The 19,130-nt window shown below is 44.5% G+C and carries 13 protein-coding genes and 1 other RNA gene; 4 read left to right on the top strand and 10 right to left on the bottom strand.

From position 1 onward, the window contains the following. Genes AC2CZC_RS09040 through AC2CZC_RS09025 form a run of 4 tightly spaced genes read right to left on the bottom strand, consistent with a single transcriptional unit; the run spans window position 1 to window position 4,261 of the window. A complete protein-coding gene (locus tag AC2CZC_RS09040) occupies window positions 1-1,167 on the bottom strand; it encodes an FAD-dependent monooxygenase (protein ID WP_211035685.1) in 1,167 nt (388 codons plus the stop codon). An 11-nt stretch (window positions 1,168-1,178) separates the two neighbouring features. Continuing rightward, window positions 1,179-2,357, bottom strand: coding sequence for a 2-octaprenyl-6-methoxyphenyl hydroxylase (gene ubiH, locus AC2CZC_RS09035; protein WP_211035687.1), 1,179 nt, complete (start codon window positions 2,355-2,357; stop codon window positions 1,179-1,181). Window positions 2,358-2,381: 24 nt separating this feature from the next. Beyond that, the gene (pepP, locus tag AC2CZC_RS09030) at window positions 2,382-3,695 is read right to left on the bottom strand and encodes a Xaa-Pro aminopeptidase (RefSeq protein WP_211035689.1); all 1,314 of its coding nucleotides are present in this window, start codon (window positions 3,693-3,695) and stop codon (window positions 2,382-2,384) included. A 2-nt stretch (window positions 3,696-3,697) separates the two neighbouring features. Further along, the gene (locus AC2CZC_RS09025) at window positions 3,698-4,261 is read right to left on the bottom strand and encodes a UPF0149 family protein (RefSeq protein WP_046355896.1); all 564 of its coding nucleotides are present in this window, start codon (window positions 4,259-4,261) and stop codon (window positions 3,698-3,700) included. A gap of 272 nt (window positions 4,262-4,533) precedes the next feature. On the opposite strand from AC2CZC_RS09025, the gene ssrS reads away from it, so the two are divergent. Beyond that, window positions 4,534-4,716, top strand: a non-coding RNA gene (ssrS, locus tag AC2CZC_RS09020) — 6S RNA. A 110-nt stretch (window positions 4,717-4,826) separates the two neighbouring features. On the opposite strand, the gene AC2CZC_RS09015 is transcribed toward ssrS, so the two are convergent. The 3 genes from AC2CZC_RS09015 to zntR form a co-directional block, all read right to left on the bottom strand. Further along, window positions 4,827-5,924 (bottom strand): 1-acyl-sn-glycerol-3-phosphate acyltransferase, encoded by a 1,098-nt coding sequence (locus AC2CZC_RS09015; protein ID WP_063362517.1) that lies wholly within the window; start codon window positions 5,922-5,924, stop codon window positions 4,827-4,829. Window positions 5,925-6,018: 94 nt separating this feature from the next. Continuing rightward, entirely contained in the window at window positions 6,019-7,323 is a 1,305-nt protein-coding gene (locus tag AC2CZC_RS09010; RefSeq protein WP_484584551.1) for an SO_0444 family Cu/Zn efflux transporter, read from the bottom strand. Further along, window positions 7,307-7,723, bottom strand: coding sequence for a Zn(2+)-responsive transcriptional regulator (gene zntR, locus AC2CZC_RS09005; RefSeq protein ID WP_063362582.1), 417 nt, complete (start codon window positions 7,721-7,723; stop codon window positions 7,307-7,309). The genes AC2CZC_RS09010 and zntR overlap by 17 nt, the downstream gene beginning before the upstream one ends. A 289-nt stretch (window positions 7,724-8,012) precedes the next feature. Between zntR and AC2CZC_RS09000 the strand changes: the two genes are divergently transcribed. Continuing rightward, the gene (locus AC2CZC_RS09000; protein WP_484584550.1) at window positions 8,013-8,960 is read left to right on the top strand and encodes a D-2-hydroxyacid dehydrogenase; all 948 of its coding nucleotides are present in this window, start codon (window positions 8,013-8,015) and stop codon (window positions 8,958-8,960) included. A 233-nt stretch (window positions 8,961-9,193) separates the two neighbouring features. Next, entirely contained in the window at window positions 9,194-9,556 is a 363-nt protein-coding gene (locus tag AC2CZC_RS08995) for a DUF3192 domain-containing protein (protein WP_484584549.1), read from the top strand. Window positions 9,557-9,610: 54 nt separating this feature from the next. On the opposite strand, the gene AC2CZC_RS08990 is transcribed toward AC2CZC_RS08995, so the two are convergent. From AC2CZC_RS08990 to AC2CZC_RS08980, 3 genes are all read right to left on the bottom strand, one after another. Then, complete coding sequence (locus tag AC2CZC_RS08990) at window positions 9,611-10,513, bottom strand: diguanylate cyclase domain-containing protein (RefSeq protein ID WP_211035705.1); 903 nt, start codon at window positions 10,511-10,513, stop codon at window positions 9,611-9,613. Then, window positions 10,514-14,245: a hybrid sensor histidine kinase/response regulator gene (locus AC2CZC_RS08985; RefSeq protein WP_484584548.1), complete on the bottom strand. Its 3,732-nt coding sequence runs from the start codon at window positions 14,243-14,245 to the stop codon at window positions 10,514-10,516. It abuts the gene before it with no gap. Window positions 14,246-14,405: 160 nt separating this feature from the next. Further along, window positions 14,406-15,806: a PhoH family protein gene (locus tag AC2CZC_RS08980; RefSeq protein WP_063362512.1), complete on the bottom strand. Its 1,401-nt coding sequence runs from the start codon at window positions 15,804-15,806 to the stop codon at window positions 14,406-14,408. Between the two features lie 411 nt (window positions 15,807-16,217). Between AC2CZC_RS08980 and rapA the strand changes: the two genes are divergently transcribed. Beyond that, on the top strand, window positions 16,218-19,115 hold the full coding sequence (gene rapA, locus AC2CZC_RS08975) for an RNA polymerase-associated protein RapA (RefSeq protein WP_484584547.1): 2,898 nt from the start codon (window positions 16,218-16,220) through the stop codon (window positions 19,113-19,115). The last annotated feature ends 15 nt before the right edge of the window (window positions 19,116-19,130 follow it).

Genomic DNA, 19,130 nt, shown 5'->3' with positions numbered 1-19,130 from the left:
CTATTGCCCGACTGCTTGCTTTACAAACAAGCTTTTAATTGGGCCTAGATTATCTACTAAGCTCAATCCTAAGCCGCGGATCAGCTTTTTAGCCGGATGGGCACCTTCAAATAAATCTTTTAGGCCCTGCATCATCGCGATGTGTTTTTGCGCATCAAGCTTGCGCGCTCGCTCATATTCTCGCAGCACTTTATGCGCGGCGAATTCTTGGCTTTGCTCACCCAGAGCTGTGATCAGATGCGCCGCATCCTTTAGGCCTAAATTCATGCCAAGCCCTGCCAGTGGGTGAATGGTGTGCGCAGCGTCGCCCATTAACACCACGCGACCTTTGAGCCACTGCTGGGCATAACGCATGGTCAATGGAAATACCGCTCGCTCACTTTGCACTTCACACAAGCCACATTGCATATCAATGGCCGCAGATAAGGACTTATTGAACTCACTAGGACTTTGCGCCATTAACTGCTCAGCATGCTCAGGAGACGTAGACCATACGATAGAATGCATATTTTCTTCAGCCAGTGGTAAAAACGCCAATGGGCCAGTAGGTAAAAAGACCTGACGGGCGGTGTGCAGATGTGTGCAATCTGTTTTTACTGTCGCCACAATGGCATGGTGATCGTAATCCCAAAAGCTCAGCGGCATATCAAATAATTTGCGTACACCTGAATTCGCGCCATCTGCTGCCACCAGCAGTTTACTCATCACGGGCATGCCTGAGTCCAACGTGATCAACACATCCGTTTCGGTTTGATGAATGGCTTGATAACGGCTTTCAAATGCCAAAGTGACATTGTCGAAGGCCTGCAATTTATTGTAGAGCGCGTAGCGGATCCCATCGTTTTCAATGATGTGACCCAGTTGTGGTAGCTGCAAAGACTGCGCGTCAAAGGCGATTTTACCAAAGCTATCTGCATCTCTGACATCCATCGCGGTATAAGGCGTGGCGCGACTGGCAAAAATATCCTGCCATACATCTAGCGATTCAAATAGCTGCTGACTGGCCAAACTAATTGCACTAACACGCATGCTGTAGTCCTCAGCCAGCGGCTTAGGTGCACTGCCCGCATCCAATACCATGACCGACACATCTTGCTGTGCTAGCCCAAGTGCTAACGTCAAACCGACACAGCCACCGCCAACAATACATACTTGCACTTGCTGCATGAGAGCTCCTTTTATTGCACTCGACCCATTAGCTGTCTGGCCAATGGTGCTTTTAAATTAGGGAAGAGGCTGATCATCATCAGGCCGCAGCTGCGTCCAAACGCCACGCTGCGGGACTCATTGGAAAAGAGTCGTACCAGAGCGTCAGTGAGTGTCATCACCCGACCAATATCACTATCTCTGGCAACCTTATACGCCTGCGTAAATGCATGATCGCCCCAGGTTGCGATGTCCGAGGCTTGTAGCTGCGATACCAAACATTGAATATCGCGCATGCCCAAGTTAAAGCCTTGCCCCGCAATGGGGTGGATGGCGTGCGCAGCATTACCGATGACCACCACGCGGTGGTGCACAACACTGGAGATCCGCCCATGCACCAATGGATAGCGACTGCGCTTACCAACGGCTTCAAACAACCCACCTCGGTAACCAAACTCTTGCTGCAATCGCGCTAAGAAGGCGCTGTCATCAAGTGCGAGTACCTCTTCCAAGGCATCTTTGTTCATACACCAAGCGACTGAAAAGCGGTCTTCACTCATGGGTAACAGTGCAATGGGCCCTTGCGATGTAAAACGCTCAAACGCTTTCCCCTGATGACCCGGTGACACTTTCACGTTGGCAATTAACGCCCCTTGCTCATAGGGAAAGCTATCAAACTCTAAATTTAATAAGCCCCGCGTAGGCGAGTGCGCGCCATCCGCTATCACCAAGAGTTTTGCTTGCAAAACAGGTGATTGCTCCGCATCGAGTTCAACTTCAACATACTCGGTGTGCTGCGTGACAGCTTTGACCTTTGCAGGACAAAACAAGGTAACATCTTGACTTTGTAATTGTTGATGTAAAAACTGACCATATGGATTTACCTCAACCACATAGCCAAGCGCATCAACTTGATATTCCTCAGGTGTGATGGAAGCTTTACCAAAGTGCCCTCTATCGGACACGTTGACCTGCGAGATCCGCTCAGCGAATGACCATGTTTTATTGAATAGGTTCAGTTTGCTCAGATAATCAACCGATTGCTCAGCCAAAGCAATACTGCGATCGTCAAAACTTGGGTGGCTGTTAGCTTTCGGAGCGAACGCTTCTACCACCGCGATACGGCAATCGGGAATTTGTTTTTTAATACTGACAGCAGCAGTGGCACCCGCCATGCCGCCGCCGACGATAAGGACGTCGAATTGTTGCAAGCCTGATACTCCCAAATCTTGCAGTTAGGCTTTGTGCATCAGTGCTTCAATCTCAGCGATAGATTTTGGCACATCAACCGTTAAGTTTTCATGGCCATCTTGAGTGATCAGTAAATCATCCTCAATGCGCACACCAATGCCTTTGTATTTTTCTGGTACTTCAGCATCTTCGTCAAAATATAAACCCGGCTCTATGGTCAACACCATGCCCGCTTCAAACGGTCTGTCTGCCTCATCCAGTTTATATTCACCGACATCATGTACGTCTAAACCAAGCCAGTGGCCCACTCCGTGCATATAAAACGCCTTGCACGCTTGTGTTTCTATTAGCTCTTCTAAGGTGCCAGAAAGAATGCCAAGCTCAATTAAGCCTTCTGTTAATACACGCACAACCTGCTTATTGGCTTTAACCAGCGTGCCGCCGGGCTTCACTTCTTCAAATGCAGCCAACTGTGATTTTAATACCAGATTATAAATCTCTGTCTGTGCTTCACTAAACTGTCCGCTGACAGGAAAAGTACGTGTAATATCCGCAGCATACCCTTCCAATTCACAGCCTGAGTCGATCAAGATCAAATCGCCCTGCGTTAATACATCGCTGTTTTCAGTGTAGTGTAATATGTTGGCGTTATTGCCTGAGCCAACAATGGTGCCATACGCTGGGTATCTCGCTCCATTCATCGCGTAGTGGTGATGAATTTCAGCTTCTAATTGATACTCAGTGGCGTCTGCCTTGGCAAACTGCATCGCGCGAATATGCGCTTGTGCACTGATCTTTGCGGCTTTGCGCATTACAGCGATTTCGTCTGCGGATTTAAACAGACGCATTTCATGTACGAGCGGACGAATATCTTTAATGGTCTCAGGGGCTCTATACCCTTTTTTAGGTGCGCCGCGCAGCGTGCTCAGTAATCGCCACACTTTATCATCAAAGTCGGGATAAGTGCCTTGGCCAAAATACAGTGTCGCGGTGCCATTCACTAAACTTAACAGTTCATCATCAAGCTCTGTCAGTGCATGGGTGTCATCCATGGCAAACAAGGTTTTCGCTTGCTCAAAGCCAACGCGCCTGCCGTGCCAAATTTCAGCCAACTTATCTTTATTACGACAAAATAAGGTGCTCAGCCCCTTACCTGCTTTGTCTTTGCTCAGCACAAGCACTGCATCCGGCTCTTTAAAGCCGGTGAGGTAAAAGAAGTCACTGTCTTGGCGAAATGGAAACTCGGTATCACGACTTCGGGTAATTTCAGCCGCCGCCGGAATAATGGCAACTGAGTTATTATCCAGGTTGTTTAGCAGTCGCGCGCGACGTGCTACAAACTCTTCATTTTTTATCATAATTAATGCACTGTTTTTGATGTCGCGCCATTTCCTTGCTCTCGGCCCATCTCCGCAAAGCATAATAGCGCAGAAACTCGAATATACTCGACCACTTCGTGGAACGCTTGTTGGTCTTCCTCTGTATCATCGAAATGCGTATCAAGGCGAGTGATCTCACTGAAGTCGCTGATCACTTCTTTTACATCAGCTGACAGCTTGCCGTAATCTTTTTGCTTTAAGCCAAATCCAAGTAAAAACCCAGATACCCAAGATACTAAGGCATTGGCTTGGTCGATAAGTGCTTCATCATCATTGGGTAAGTACACTTCAAAGGTGTGTTCAGGATCGTTAAAGCGCTCTACCACAAGCTTGTATAACTCAGCTAAAAAGTCTTTAAGTTCAACGCCAAATGCTTGGCCATCGTTGAATACATCGCTGAGTAAACCTAGGTATTCTTTGTCATCAATGCTCAATCCACAGGCTAAAATACCGCTGATGGTGCCATGCACTTCTGCTGGTGCGACAAAGATGCCGTGTTTTTCGAGTAATAACTGGGCTTGTTGGTAATCTTTTAATTCGATCATAAGGCTTAATTCTCATTCACTTGATAAGGTTAATGCTACCACTCGAAGTATAGCAACTACAATGCATTGTCTTATTCTGCTGGAAAAAACCCGTCTTTAACTGGGCTAAAATACCGTATTGGTTTACTCAATTTATAAAGTGGATATCTGCTGTGTATGGAAAAAAAGCAAAAGCTGCACAGACAATACTCAGCAGGTGAATTAGCCAGCAAATAAGTAAGATTTTTTCATTTTAAGGTTTAAGCATTCGATGTTGTCTTATATACTGAATGTGTTCCCTAGCTCGCTGGACCGTGGATTATGTCCCTGAGCCGATAAACTTTTTTTAGGAATGCAGTTTATCCACTTTTGCGCAAGCTTGGCATGTACCGAGAAGCCTACGGTGGGTTGTTGCCTTCCGCCTTGAACCTTAGGGTTCAAGGACTTATATCCGCATCCACGCAGCCGGGGACACCTTTCATACCTATAGAATCGCCCGCTTATTTCTTTGCGTTACCGCAGTTAGAAAAATAAAAAACCCACAGAACATAGTCCCATGGGCTTACCAGTCGTATTTAGCTATCGCTTATATTGTCGATTTTCGCTTCACAGGCTGCGCATACATAGACAAGACAAACTCTTTTAGTTCATTTGGCAGCGTTTCAATACTTTGATTAAAGCGCGCTGTTTCTTCACTGCTGCTGTTTGTTTTATCACCCGCTGCTAAATAATTGCTTGAATGCAGATAGTAATTATCAATAATTTGCTTATCGATGATCTGCGCCAGCTCTTCAGGGGTGTCAAAGTCATCCTCAATCGGCGTACCAAATGCAACGTGCACGTTTCCTTTGTCTGCACTAAAGCCATCAATGATGCTCTTGATGTCTTCGCCTTCTTCTTTTTGATATTCACCAAATTGCTGTTTATGGTAAAGCTCTTTGGCTTTTGCTAACGCACATGGCTCATATTGATAAGAGATAGAAACCGGTACCACTTTGAGTTTGCGCACATAATCAGCAAATGGTTCTTTCAAACGTCGCCCTTGTAACTGCAACATTTTCAATAAGGCAGGATCGGTATAATCAATGCCATCTTTGGCACGGCCTTCTTTTTGCGCAATCCAAATAGAATTACCTGACTGCAGTGAATCATAGATATAACCAGACAACTGAGATAGCGCTTTGAGCATTTCTTTTGGCGCTTTTGCTGAGCGTTTAACGATAAAGCTCTTATTTAAACGCATCAGCTCAGTGATATAGGGTACTTGCAACAAGTTATCGCCAATCGCGATACGCACTGTTGGCAAGTTATTCTGGTGAAGTCCCCAGTTTACTAATGCAGGGTCGAGTACAATATCTCGGTGATTTGAGATAAATAAATACGCAGCGTCTTTATCTAAACGGTCGAGTCCCGAATAGGTGACTTTTGACGTGGTACGCTCAACCAACATAGACAAGTACTGCGCCACTTCATTTTGTACCGCTTCAACGTTATTCACCGTCTTCCATTTAGACTTTAATTTTGCCTTTACCAAAGGTCTGCTAATCGCAGAAAAGGCTGCAAGCCACTTTGGTAAGTTATGCTCGGCAATCACATCTAAAAATTGCTCATCGGCCAATAACCTCGCTAGGGCTGCGGGCACTTCATCATCATTATATGGTCTGATATCTGCGTATTTATCCACTAAATTACTCTTACTGATCTGGGCGTATGACAAAAAAACGGCTCATTCTATCTCGCTCTTTATTCGGATGCTAAGAATATCAAGTCTGACCACACTAGGCGGCCCGGCGTTTCATAACATCCATTGCAAACAAGCGTAACATAAGCATCACCAACACAAGCGCCATGAGTTGGCTCATCCAGCTTGGGAGCAGTTGATGTTCATGCCCTGCCATGGCTGACACTTCAAAGCCAAAGTGAGAGACTAGGTAATCCGTTAAAAATCCAAACACAATCGCGACGCCAATGACGGCCGTGATATAGGCAACAACAGCGCGGCATCCAAGCTCTTTTGCAACGACGCCTATGGTAGCAACATTGGTTGCCGGGCCTGCCAGCATAAACACCAAAACAGCGCCAGGAGACACGCCTGCTAATAGCAGACCTGCGGCGATGGGCGTCGATGCCGTGGCACAAATGTACATGGGAATACTGATCAAAATAACCACGACCATGGCTAAAATGCCATCTCCCCACTGTGCTAAAAATGCAGTTGGCACAAATGTTTGGACTAATGCAGCGAAGAATATACCAATTAAAAGCCAAACCATAGTATCAGATAACAGCTTGTTACAACTAAATTTTACTGCTTGCCAAAACTTACTCAGCAAACTGTCTTCACTCTGAGTCTTGGAAGTACAGCAAGTGCTTACTTCTGTCTCGAATTTTTTATTCTCAGATGCACAGCAACTTGCTTGTTTACGTTCAAGCTTTGGCGCAATGACTGGCTCTTTAGCACAGCAAGAAGCCTTATTATCATCCTCATCCAAATTCTTAGACTGAGTCGCACATGAAAAAGCGGATACTTGAGGCTCTTGAGCACAGCAAGAAGTTTTATTTACATCCTCATCTAAACTCTTAGGTTGTGTTGCGCATGAAGAAGTGGCTGCTTGAGGCTCTTGAGCACAGCAACTAGATTGATTGGCAGAAGGGTTTTCTGATGTCTCTTTACCTGCCTCATCTTGAGCATCTCTACCGACTAGCAAGCCAGCAGTAATGGCACTGGTTACCGCAGCAATGGGCCTGATAATCGCCATAAAAGGCCCAAGTAACGCATAAGATACTGAAATTGAATCCACACCCGTTTCTGGTGTTGATACCAAAAATGCAGTAGTTGCACTTTTAGAGCCCCCCGCACGCCTTAGTCCAATGGCAGCCGGAATGACACCACAAGAGCACAGCGGCATCGGCGCGCCAATAAGCGCCGCTTTAATTGTGGTCCAAAGCCCTTCTTTACCTAGATGACGCTGTAAAAAATCTTTCGGAATAAACACATTTAACAGCCCAGCCAACAATAACCCTAGCATGAGCCAAGGTGCCGAAATCACAAATAACTGCCAAAAATTACTGATGAATGTCATCTAAATCCTCCAATGCGGTCAAAATTGAGCAAGTATTTGCAGGTTCATCGCCACCACAACATTGGCTTGCCAATAACGTTAATGAGCGCTCAAACATACTCAATTGTGCAATCTTTTCTCTTACCCAATCGCGCTTTTGTAATGTAAGTGTTTTTACCTCTTCGCAGCTGTGCATTTGCTTTTCAATTTTAATACTCAGTAATTCATGAATATCCTTAAGATTGAACCCAACTTCCTTGGCGCGCACTATAAAGCGCATTCTATCGACAGCTTGCTTATCATATAGACGATAACCAGCTGCACTTCTTTCACTGGCAGTCAATAATCCTTGCTGCTCATAATATCTCAACGTGTCAGTCGACACGCCCAAGAGCTTAGCTAATTGTCCTATTCGAAACATCGTCATTGCTTTCCAACTAAGTATTAAAACCAACCAGCAAACCGGTTTTACCCCAGCTGTATTCATCGCCATATTTAATAAATTTTAAGCGCTAAAAGTGATACACTGGTGTTTGCAATTTGCTGAACATACACAAATGAACTCTGCAAATGGTGCTGTAAAGTAGAGATCTTTAATCCGCCTTGTTCAAAAAGGGCCTAAAATCCAACATCACCGTTTCGTCAAATTCATCACTAATACAGAGTATAAACCTTGGAGTTTACTCCAAAGTCAATAACGAGATAAAAATATGAACATTGTTGTTTTGGATGCCGCTACTTTGGCAGGTGTCGACCTTTCTCCACTGCACGCTTTTGGTACAGTGACCACCTATGAATATACCCAACCAAGTGAAGTCGACAGCCGTATCCAGCAGGCAAACATCATTATCTCAAACAAGGTACAATTAAATGCCACCCATTTTGCCATAGCCCCTGATTTAAAATTGATTTGCGTTGCAGCTACGGGCACCAATAACATTGATTTGGTCGCCGCAAAAGACGCCGGTATTGCGGTTACCAATGTAGCTGGGTACTCGACGCCATCGGTGGTTCAGCATACCTTTACCTTGCTTGGTAATTTAATGAGTAATATTCATAGATATGCTGCAGATACCAAGCAAGGCGCTTGGCAAAACAGCAAGATGTTTTGTCGCTTAGATTACAGCATCAATGACATAGCAGGTAAAAACTTCGTGATCGTTGGCTATGGTAACCTCGGCCAAGCAACCGCTAAAGTCGCAGAGGCATTTGGCGCAAAAGTCATTATTGCAGAACGCCCAAACAGCAAGGCGACACGCAGCGGCAGAGTAACATTTGAAGAAGCCATGCAAATAGCCGATATCGTTTCGATACATTGCCCGCTTACCCCCCAGACAGAAAACTTATTCAATGCACAAACGCTCGCACTTTTGCCTCAACATGCCATTTTGATTAATACAGCCCGTGGCGGTATCGTCAATGAGCAAGCCCTCGCGGACGCGCTTGCAGCAAATCAAATTGCTGCCGCTGGCGTCGATGTTTTGTCTATTGAACCAGCAACCAAAGATAACCCGCTGATCACATACCAAGGTGATAACCTTATGCTCACCCCGCACACAGCTTGGGCCAGTCATGAGTCTATTACGCGCCTAATACAAGGTATTGCAGACAACATCACCAGTTTCTTAGACGGTGGTCAGCACAACCGCGTCGTGTAACCTCACACCTTTCATACAATAAAGCCACTTCGTATTCAAGTGGCTTTATTCACTACATATTGTTCATTATTGTTATTTATTAGTGAAAACTAACACCACCCGAAACATCAAAAACTCACAAGCCATTGTTTTTATTAAATAAAAAATTCTGGCAAAGCAATTGCAACCTCTAAGCTAAGTAAAAAATAAAGATCTGGATGATGGATCACACATCAGGTCATGAGGATAACAAAATGAAAAAACTACTTGTCGCTACTGCGCTTTTGAGCACAACCTTCTTATCTGGCTGTATTGTTGCCGTCTCTGACGGTGAAGTAAGTCACCACAGTGCCTGGAATAGCACTCACAAAGAAAACAGAGCAAAGATCAGTAAACTTGAACTAGGCACAAGTTACCAAGCAGTCACCAGTAAGTTTGGTACACCTGACTTTAATGAAGCAGTGTCTAAAGATGGTCACACTTATCAAGTGCTTTATTTCGCCACCAACAGAAAGCACTCTGATGGTCAAATTACCAAAGATGAGTGCACGCCACTGGTGTTTAAGGATGATCAGCTTATCGGTTTCGGTCAGGCCGCGGTAGACAATTACCTGTAAACAGATTTGACATACTTCCCTACTTAAAGCCGCATTGTGCGGCTTTTTTCTTGGTCAGCGGCTCACTAAAACAACCCGCTCTTGCTGATGATGTGCTTGTAGTAGCGCTTCATCTGCTAACTCCAAGCTGTCATTTTGATCACCAGAAAAGTCCTCATGTACATGCACAACCCCCATACTGATGGTCACATGTGCGCAAATCGGTGAACTCGGGTGTGGAATAGACAACGCATCGACAGCCTGATGCATGGCCGATGCCAGTGACATGGCTTGATCTGCACTGCGCTTATTCATCAAAGCAACAAAGCGCACGCCGTCGTATCTTGCAACAAATCCTTCTACTTTCTGCGTCATGCTTTGCAACACTTTAGCAATTTTAACTAGGCACTCATCGCCCGCACTAAACCCGCAGCTATCGTTATATTCTTTAAAATAATCGATATCTACGAGCAAAATAGACAGCGGGACTTGCTGGTCGCGACTTTGATACCAAAGCTGAGCTAAAGTCTCATCAAGGGCTCTGCGATTTGGAACCTCAGTCAACCCATCAATATTTGCCAAACGCTCAAGTAGATCATTTTTTTGCTTAATCGCTAAATGTATTTTTACCCGGGCTTTAACGATATTGGGGCTAAATGGTTTAACTATATAGTCGACTGCGCCGAGCAATAGCCCTCTGGCTTCATCTTGATAGCTGTTGCTTGCTGAGATAACAATCACGGGGATCTGATAACAACTTGGATCTGCTTTTAGTTGCAGTAAAAAATCGAGCCCTTCATCATCAGGCATGAGGATATCAACAATGATCAAATCAATTTGTGTTTGTAGTAGCCGTTCAAAAGCCTTGTCGCTGTTAGCACAGCTGATCACCAAGTGCTCATCAGATAGCGTATTTTCAAGCACGACACGATTGAGAGGATCCCCATCTAACACTAATATATTGGCCGATTTTTGCATTTAACTTCCTTTTGTTTCCAATAAAATAAACTGCTGAGCTTGGCGGATAAGTCTAATCAGCTCATCTCTCAAAGAGGCGTTTTGCGGTATCACACCTTGATACTCAACTGGCGCATTTACCGCAGTGTCTAAACGAGAATTCGCTTCTACTAATTTGGCATACTCGGCCAAGCGCGTTAACCCTATGCCTGCGGATGCGCCTTTGATGCTATGTGCAATATCTGCCAACTGTTGGTTACTCTCTATTACGAGTAGCTCGCTCACATATTCATCACATAGTTTAGCAAACTTATTCAACATTGTTTTTACCAGACTTGGGTTGTCCATCAGCTGCGCCATTGCAAAGGCTTTATCAAAAACACATAGCTGAGTGCCTACATAGGGCAACAGTGCTGAACACAGTTCTTGAGGAGAGATAGGCTTTACCAAAAAAGCATTAACACCATGCTTGAACGCTTTTTCCTTTTCATGTTCATGTGCATTAGCCGTCAAGGCAATAATGGGAAGATCCTCTTTACTTAATTCTTGACGCAATAACTCTGTCGCTTGGTAACCATCAATGTGCGGCATATAAATATCCATAAGCACCATATCTGGCTGAAGGGCTTGGCATATCTGCACTATGTCCTGTGCACTTGAAAGCGCTACAACCACCGCCCCATGCTGCTCCAACACCGTTTTAGAGATATCTAGATTCAACGCGTTATCATCCACCACCAAACAAAGCGAATTTACCAGACGCGTTTGGCCTTCAACCTCTGTGACGCCTTGCTCAAACGGTGCCAAACACAGAGACTGATAGAACATATGCTGCGGTATCTTCAAAGTGTTCAGTGATGCTTGATGCGCTGACGCCAAGTTTAAATCGCTCGGGACCACCAGCCCTAAACAGTTTTCAGGCGCGATATCACTAAAATGATGGCACAAATAGCTCATTTCATCAGCATCATCACACGCGATATAAGCAAACTTATCCAACTGTGCCAACGCTTCTCCAAAATTAGCAAAGCAAGTAATGTGATAATGACTGAGATAATCAGGAGGCTGATGTGTCGATATCAAACATATCGTGTCTTGATTGGCCATGAGAGCACGGCTTTGCGTTTGTAGCATAAGCTCAAATTCAAAATTACTACCAACGCCTTCCTCGCTGTGGATCTCAATTTTCCCACCTAACAGCGTTACTTGTTGCTTAACAATCGCCAAGCCTAGACCAATCCCTTCATACTCTCTTGAACTTGACTCGTTGCCCTGAGTAAAGGCATCAAATAGTCGCGCTTGCTCGTCTTCTTTAATACCGGGACCTGTGTCAAATACAGAAAAAGACAGCCACTGCTCTCCTTCTTTGCTCCATTTAGACTCAACCCTTAAGCCAACTTCACCACGTTGCGTAAACTTAACGGCATTCCCCATCAGATTAACCAAGATTTGCTTAATACGCGCTTCATCGCCAACAAATTCAGGCCAAACATTCGCTGCAACTTGCAGGTTCAGTGCTAATCCCTTGGCATCACTTAGTGGTTGGATCAAAGCATTTAAGCTATTCATTAAACTCAAGATAGTGAAAGGTTTATTACGCACTTTGGTACGACCGCTCTCCAAACGAGCAAAACTCAATATATCACTGAGCATAGTCAATAATTGTTTTGCGGCGGTTTCGATATGGACTAACTTCTCACTGTCTTGCGGCTGTGTCAGGCTCGGTTTTAATATTCCAACTAACCCAAGAATCGCATTGAGCGGCGTGCGGATCTCATGACTAATATTGGCAATAAAGCGACTTTTAGCTCTATTGGCACGCTCAGCTTCTATTTTGGCTTTAGTCAGCGCGGTGACATTTTGCACATGGATCACAAAGTATTTAGGCTGTTTTTGCTTATCCCATACCAAGGACACACTCAATTGCAGCCACAAAGATGACTCGCTTTGCGACAAGCTCAGCACTTTAACGCCTTTGCGCTCTTCAAGTAATTGATCCAACACCCCATTGAGCGTCTCCAACTCCCCTTGAGCAAAAAGCGTACTCAAAAGCTGACCGGTTTCCACTCCACCCAATAGCTTGCGCACGGCACGATTAAACTCTAAAACCATTGCATCAGTAGAAACAAGTAAAATACCATTGGGTGCATGCTTAATCGCCGCTTTAAAGTTTTGCTCCGAAGCCCGTAGCGCATTCATAGCTTGCTGTTGTTCGCTAATATCACGAGCAATCCCCAAGCTGCCTATTCTGCTCCCCTGTTCATCAAATAAAGGAGAAACACTGACTAAATAGGCCTTGTCATCAAAATCTAAGATCTCAGTCAGTGGAATACTATGGCTCTCCATTGCCTGCTCAAGATCCAATAGCGCTAGGTACTTTTGACTCACCTCTTGATGTTCTTTAGCAACCAGATCACTTTGCGCTACCCCAATAAAGCGCTCAAATGCTTGGTTGCACCCGATAAATGAACCATCAATGTTTTTAAAATAAATCAGATCAGGTACTGAGTTAAGCACGGTATTAAGCAGCGCAGCTTGGCGCTCCTTAGCTTCAAAGCTTCGTGATAACGCTTTTTTCTGTCGCCGTACCTGCTCATCCAATCGCGCATTATGTGTTTCCATCTGTTCAATCAGTGCTTGCCTTTGCACCACAACATCTTTGATCTCTTTAAACCAAGGCTGCCAATCCACTGGTACAGAATAATCAAGCGTTTCTGAGTCGACTAAATCTTGCTTCGTTAGATAATTAACAAAATGTTTGAGCGGACGAATAAAAACCTGCCCGTTGAGCCATAAAAAGGAGCAAAAAGTAAATAAAATAAACAGTGCTAAGAAGCTAAGCTCAACCATGACTTCTTCGAAAACAGCGGCAGTAAACGCGCCTTCAGTTTGCTGAAACCTAAGTACATAAGGTGCATTTTGGATATCCCCTGTTAACTCAATGCCACCGCGCCATACCCGAGCACGCTCCGAAGGCAAAGGCTTTAGTAAGCCCGCTGGCGAGCTGCTTTGCACTAGCACTTGTTCATTGTCATCTACCAGCGCCAGTGATCCGCCATCAAAGGTTAATTTATCTAATAAAGCCGTCACTTTTTCAGCGTTGTAAATCAAAATAATATGAGACTTTCCGCCACTGTTAATTGGCTGAGCAATGCTGAAGTAGGTATTACCAAATAGCCTAGCTTGCTTGCTATCTGGGTTACTCAAAACGCCCTTTCTGGGACTAAAACGCCCTTCGACGATGGCAGTTAATAGATGACTTTGTGTTTCATCACGGCGTTTAACGAATGCAAAGCCATGCTCATTAAAATAAGCCACCGCCTCTAGCTCACTGATCAACGCCAAAGCAGTATCAAAACTCGGACCCAGTGCCATCACATGCAACCAATGTTCTAACACATGCGGGGAGGCTTTGTATGTCCCCAGTCCAACCAGCTCTCCGCCTTGCTCTGGCAAACGATGATAATAGTAACCTAATTGCTGGCGTACCTGTTGCTGGACATCACGACTTAGTTGGTATTTGATGGGAGTCTCTAGTCCGCGTTTAATACTACCGATCACCGTGCTTGCGGCACTGGCTGCTTGATCAACTTGCGCCAATACCGCAGCAAATTGCACCTGGTAAACGGCGTATTGACGCTCTAACTTAATATTGAATAAATGAAAACACAGTACAATGGCGAGAATTAAAGGAATTAATAACGCAACACAGATAGATTTTCGATAAGTTTTGAGTGGCTGAAACTCTGACATAATGTCCATTCACTGGCCTGTAGTAGTTCTTTCCATCTTTTTTTTGAAAGGTTAGCGAGCAGTGTTCAGATAAGCAAGTGATTCACATCGTAACCCCTATATTTGCAAATAAAAAACCAGTGTATACCGGATACACTGGTTGATATTTATGGGCTAAATATTACAAGTTTTCTTCGGCAAATGAGGCCAATCGACTTCTAACAACACCATTTAGGTTGATGGTCGCACTGCCCTCGAAGTCTTTAAATCGCTCCACTATATAAGTTAGTCCAGAAGTCACTGGTGTTAAGTAATTACTGTCTATTTGCGCCAAGTTGCCTGTACAGATAAGCTTGGTCCCCTCACCGCAACGCGTAATGATGGTTTTAAGCTGTGAAGCCGTTAAATTTTGGCTCTCATCTAAAATCACCACTGCGTTTTGAATGCTGCGACCGCGCATAAAGTTAACCGACTTAAACTGGATATTGGCCTTTTCCATAATGTAATTACGGCTAGATATCGGGCTTTCGTCATGCTTATGCAACACCTCCAAAGTATCTGTAATGGCTGCCAGCCATGGTGCCATTTTCTCTTCCTCTGTACCGGGTAAAAAGCCAATACTTTCTGCGATTTCAGGGGTATTTCGCGTCACGATCACCTTGTCATATATGCCCTTTTCGATGATCATTTCAAGGGCACTGGCCAATGCCAATAGTGTTTTACCGCAGCCAGCAGGACCGGTTAATACCACTAGCTCAATGTTAGGGTCTAAGAGCGCATCCAATGCCATCCCTTGATATACATTTTTTGGTTTAACGCCCCAAGCTTGCTGATGCAGTAACCGTTCGACGCTGATGTCTTTTAACGTTACATGTGATTCATCATACCCCACTACACGTGCCGCAAAGTGCTCGCCGCCATCAAGAAGATATTCGTTATAAAATACCTCTGGCATCCGAGACTTTGGTACTTTATGTAAACTATATCTCCCTTGCTGCTCAGTTTGGCACTCACCTACACTTGCCCAAAAGTCTCCCTCAAACTTGTTATACCCTGAGGTCAGTAAGTTAATATCATCAATGAGTTGATCTGTTCTGTAGTCTTCAACAAACTTCAACCCCACCCCTTTTGCTTTGAGGCGCATATTTATATCTTTGGTTACCAAGGTTACTTTTTTTTCTGTGTATTGTTTTTGAAGTTGTAGCGCACAGTTGATAATACTGTGGTCGTTTTCATTGCCAGGCAGTCCAGAAATACTATCTGGATACAAATGGTCATTTACGATTATAAGCTTGCCACTGCTGGCTGGTTTATTGGGATCACGCTGTACTTTTGGTAAATCAACACCCTCTAGCATTTGCTCTGGAGTCGCATTGGTCAAAACATCATCCAAACTTCTAATGGCAACTCTTGCATCTCGACTTACATCACGTTTTCTATCCTTGATGTGGTCAAGTTCTTCTAACACAGTCATGGGGATCACAACATCATGTTCTTGGAAGGAAAGGTAAGCGAGGGGTTCGTGAAGTAAAACGTTGGTGTCTAGTACATAAATTTTCCGGTCGAGGTCATCTTTTCCCATAGTGCATTCCTATTCGTCTGCAATTTCTATGATTGAACTGTGTATTGCTCGCCACACAATACATCGCTCTAACTTAATTTTAGTCTATTTGTCACAAAAGTCGTTTTCATGACAAAAAACCTTTTGCCGAAATGTCCCTAATTATTTCCACACTCCCCCTGTACCACTTTTTTTAATGATTCAATTCGTATATTTTATCTCCAATAACAGTGATGTTTGACTATGCTTAATAGCCACTATTGCACAATAAAAAACAATCAACGGTGAGCAAACGAAGAATATGAATCAGTTATCTTGTAAAACCCACGCAATACCACGCGGTAAGGCACATTTATTGTGTTTTTACAATCTTGAACAAGGCTTTGCTTCTCGGTAACATAGCCGCCTTTTTTCTGCGAAGATGAGAAAACCATGAATTTTTCCTTAGGTCAGCGCTGGATAAGCGATACCGAATCAGATTTGGGTTTAGGGGCCATTGTCGCCTTAGAAGGTAGACAAGTAACCATTCTGTTTCCCGCCAGTGGAGAAAACCGCGTTTATTCTGTACAAGAAGCGCCGGTGACTCGAGTAGCATTTAATCCTGGGGATGTGATCCGCAGTGTTGAAGAATGGGAAATGCGTGTAGAGAGCATCGAAGAGCAAGGGGATCTGCTTTGCTATCATGGTGTTCGTCTAGACACAGAAGAAACTGTCAGCCTAAAAGAAACCTTTTTAGATCATTTTATTAAGTTTAATAAGCCACAGGACAGACTATTTGCAGGTCAAGTGGATAGGTTTGATCGCTATACATTGCGTTATCAAACATGGCAGCACCAATTTAACCGTCAACAATCTCATCTTAAAGGCCTAATCGGACAACGTGCCAGCTTAATTCCACACCAGCTGTATATCGCTGATGAAGTGGGACAACGCTTTGCACCACGTGTTTTACTGTCTGATGAAGTCGGCTTGGGTAAAACCATTGAAGCCGGTATGATTTTGCATCAGCAGATCCTAACGGGTCGTGCTAGCCGTGTACTCATTGCGGTACCTGAAAGTTTACAACATCAGTGGCTAGTAGAGATGTTACGTCGTTTCAACTTACGTTTCTCCATCTTTGATGAAGAGCGTTGCGACGAAGCATTTGCAGACTCACCCAATGTGTTTGAAACCGAGCAATTGGTTTTGGTCAGTCTTGAATTTATCACTAAGAAACGCCGCTGGTTTGAGCAAGCAACGCTGGCAGATTGGGATCTGCTTGTGGTCGATGAAGCGCACCACCTTACCGTAGAAAAAGATAAGCCAAGTACTGAATATCAGCGCATTGCTGAACTCAGCCAAGATATCCCGGGCCTCATCTTATTGACTGCAACACCTGATCAATTAGGCCATCGCAGCCACTTTGCTCGCCTACAGTTATTAGATCCAGATAGATTCTATGACTATGACGCGTTTGTTGCAGAAGAAAGTAACTATAAAGAAATTGCGGATGCCGCAAATCAATTGCTGCAAGATGCGCAGATAGATGACAAAGCAACCGCGACCATTACTGAGCTTCTAAAAGAAACAGATATCTCAGAGCTTCTTAAGCGCGTTGCTGCCAAAGAGCAAGAGGCGAAGCAAGAGCTATTAGGCATGTTGCTTGACCGTCATGGTACAGGCCGTATCTTGTTCCGTAACAGTCGCAGTGGCATTGATGGCTATCCCGGTCGTAAAGTCCATGCGCACCCAGTTGACATGCCAAAGCAATATAAAACGGCGATGTCTGTGCTGGGTAGTATGGGCGGTATCCAAACTGCAGAGAAAAGCGCATTACGCGCCCTATTCCCTGAAAAAATCTTTCAGGAGTTTGAAGGTGAAAGCGCCAGTTGGACACAGTTTGATCCACGCGTTAATTGGTTGATTGAAAAGCTTAAAGAACTAAAGCACGAAAAAGTACTTTTGATCTGTGCCGAAGCACAAACAGCAATTAGCCTCGAGCAAACTTTACGCGAGCGCGAAGGCATTCGTTCAGCAGTCTTCCACGAAGGCATGTCAATCATTGAACGTGACCGCGCGGCCGCTTACTTTGCTGATGAATATGACAGTGCACAGGTATTGTTATGTTCTGAGATAGGCTCTGAAGGTCGTAACTTCCAGTTCTCACATCACCTAGTGTTGTTCGATCTGCCACTAAATCCAGATTTGCTAGAGCAGCGTATCGGTCGACTTGACCGTATTGGTCAACAACATGACGTCAATATTCACGTGCCTTACTTTGCAAATACCGCTCAAGAAGTGTTATTGCGTTGGTACAACGAAGCGTTAGATGCATTTGAGACCACCAGCACAACAGGCCAAATGCTGTATAAAGAGTTTTCTGAAGATCTGCTTGAATTTATCGCGGCGCATAACTGTGATGAGGAAGAGCTTGATCCATTACTTGAGCAAGTCGCCAAACAGAACAAAGTGCTGCGTGCAAAAATGGAGCAAGGTCGAGACAGATTACTTGAACTGCACTCAAGCGGCCAAGGCCGTGCAGAGCAAATCGTCACTGAGATTGAAAAACTCGATGATGATGTGATCTTGCCTGCTTATATGATTAATGTGTTTGATATTTTTGGTGTAAACCAAGAAGACAAAGGCGAGAACACCATTATTCTCAAGCCCACAGAACACATGCTTAATCCGTCATTCCCATGTCTGAAAGACGATGGTATGACAGTAACATTTGACCGATCAACTTCACTGTCGCAAGAAGATGCGCAATTCATCAGTTGGGATCACCCAATGGTTGAAGGCGTTATGGACATGATCTGTGATGATGACTTTGGCTGTGCATCCGTGGCGCTATTGAAAAACAACAAACTGCCTGTCGGCACTTTCTTTGTTGAGCTGATTTATGTTGCCGAAACCTCTGCGCCTAAATCGCTGCAAGTGGGTCGCTTCTTGCCGCCTACACCTATTCGTGTATTAATGGATAAAGCAGGTAATAACTTGGCTGAGAATGTCGCATTTGATGCATTTAATCAGCAGCTCTCTGCGGTAGGCCGTCAAACTGCCAGCAAGCTAGCCAATGCATTGCAATCGGGGATCCACCCACTTATAGCCCAGGCAACAGATATTGCCAACCAGCAACTAGACACATTGCAAAGTCAGGCTCAAGCAGATATGCAGACACGCTTAGACGAAGAACAAACTCGTCTAAGTGCACTCAAAGCGATTAATCCAAATATCCGTGATGAGGAGATCCAAGTGTTTGATAAGCAAAAAGCACAGCTCAATGAGCACATCTCTAAAGCACAGGTAAAACTGGATGCGATCCGTTTAATTGTGGTTGCTAACCAGTAATTAGTGCCTTTAAAA

The sequence above is a fragment of the Pseudoalteromonas sp. MMG033 genome (genome assembly GCF_057197785.1).
The sequence above is the reverse complement of the archived record's forward strand: the minus strand, read 5'-3'. Positions and strand labels throughout refer to the sequence as shown.

Coding starts and splice junctions, on each gene's coding strand:
- rapA (WP_484584547.1), top strand. CDS start 16,218: ATGAATTTTTCCTTAGGTCAGCGCTGGATAAGCGATACCGAATCAGAT.
- AC2CZC_RS08985 (WP_484584548.1), bottom strand. CDS start 14,245: ATGTCAGAGTTTCAGCCACTCAAAACTTATCGAAAATCTATCTGTGTT.
- AC2CZC_RS09010 (WP_484584551.1), bottom strand. CDS start 7,323: ATGACATTCATCAGTAATTTTTGGCAGTTATTTGTGATTTCGGCACCT.
- AC2CZC_RS08990 (WP_211035705.1), bottom strand. CDS start 10,513: ATGCAAAAATCGGCCAATATATTAGTGTTAGATGGGGATCCTCTCAAT.
- AC2CZC_RS09025 (WP_046355896.1), bottom strand. CDS start 4,261: ATGATCGAATTAAAAGATTACCAACAAGCCCAGTTATTACTCGAAAAA.
- AC2CZC_RS09040 (WP_211035685.1), bottom strand. CDS start 1,167: ATGCAGCAAGTGCAAGTATGTATTGTTGGCGGTGGCTGTGTCGGTTTG.
- pepP (WP_211035689.1), bottom strand. CDS start 3,695: ATGATAAAAAATGAAGAGTTTGTAGCACGTCGCGCGCGACTGCTAAAC.
- AC2CZC_RS08980 (WP_063362512.1), bottom strand. CDS start 15,806: ATGGGAAAAGATGACCTCGACCGGAAAATTTATGTACTAGACACCAAC.
- zntR (WP_063362582.1), bottom strand. CDS start 7,723: ATGTTTCGAATAGGACAATTAGCTAAGCTCTTGGGCGTGTCGACTGAC.
- AC2CZC_RS08995 (WP_484584549.1), top strand. CDS start 9,194: ATGAAAAAACTACTTGTCGCTACTGCGCTTTTGAGCACAACCTTCTTA.
- AC2CZC_RS09000 (WP_484584550.1), top strand. CDS start 8,013: ATGAACATTGTTGTTTTGGATGCCGCTACTTTGGCAGGTGTCGACCTT.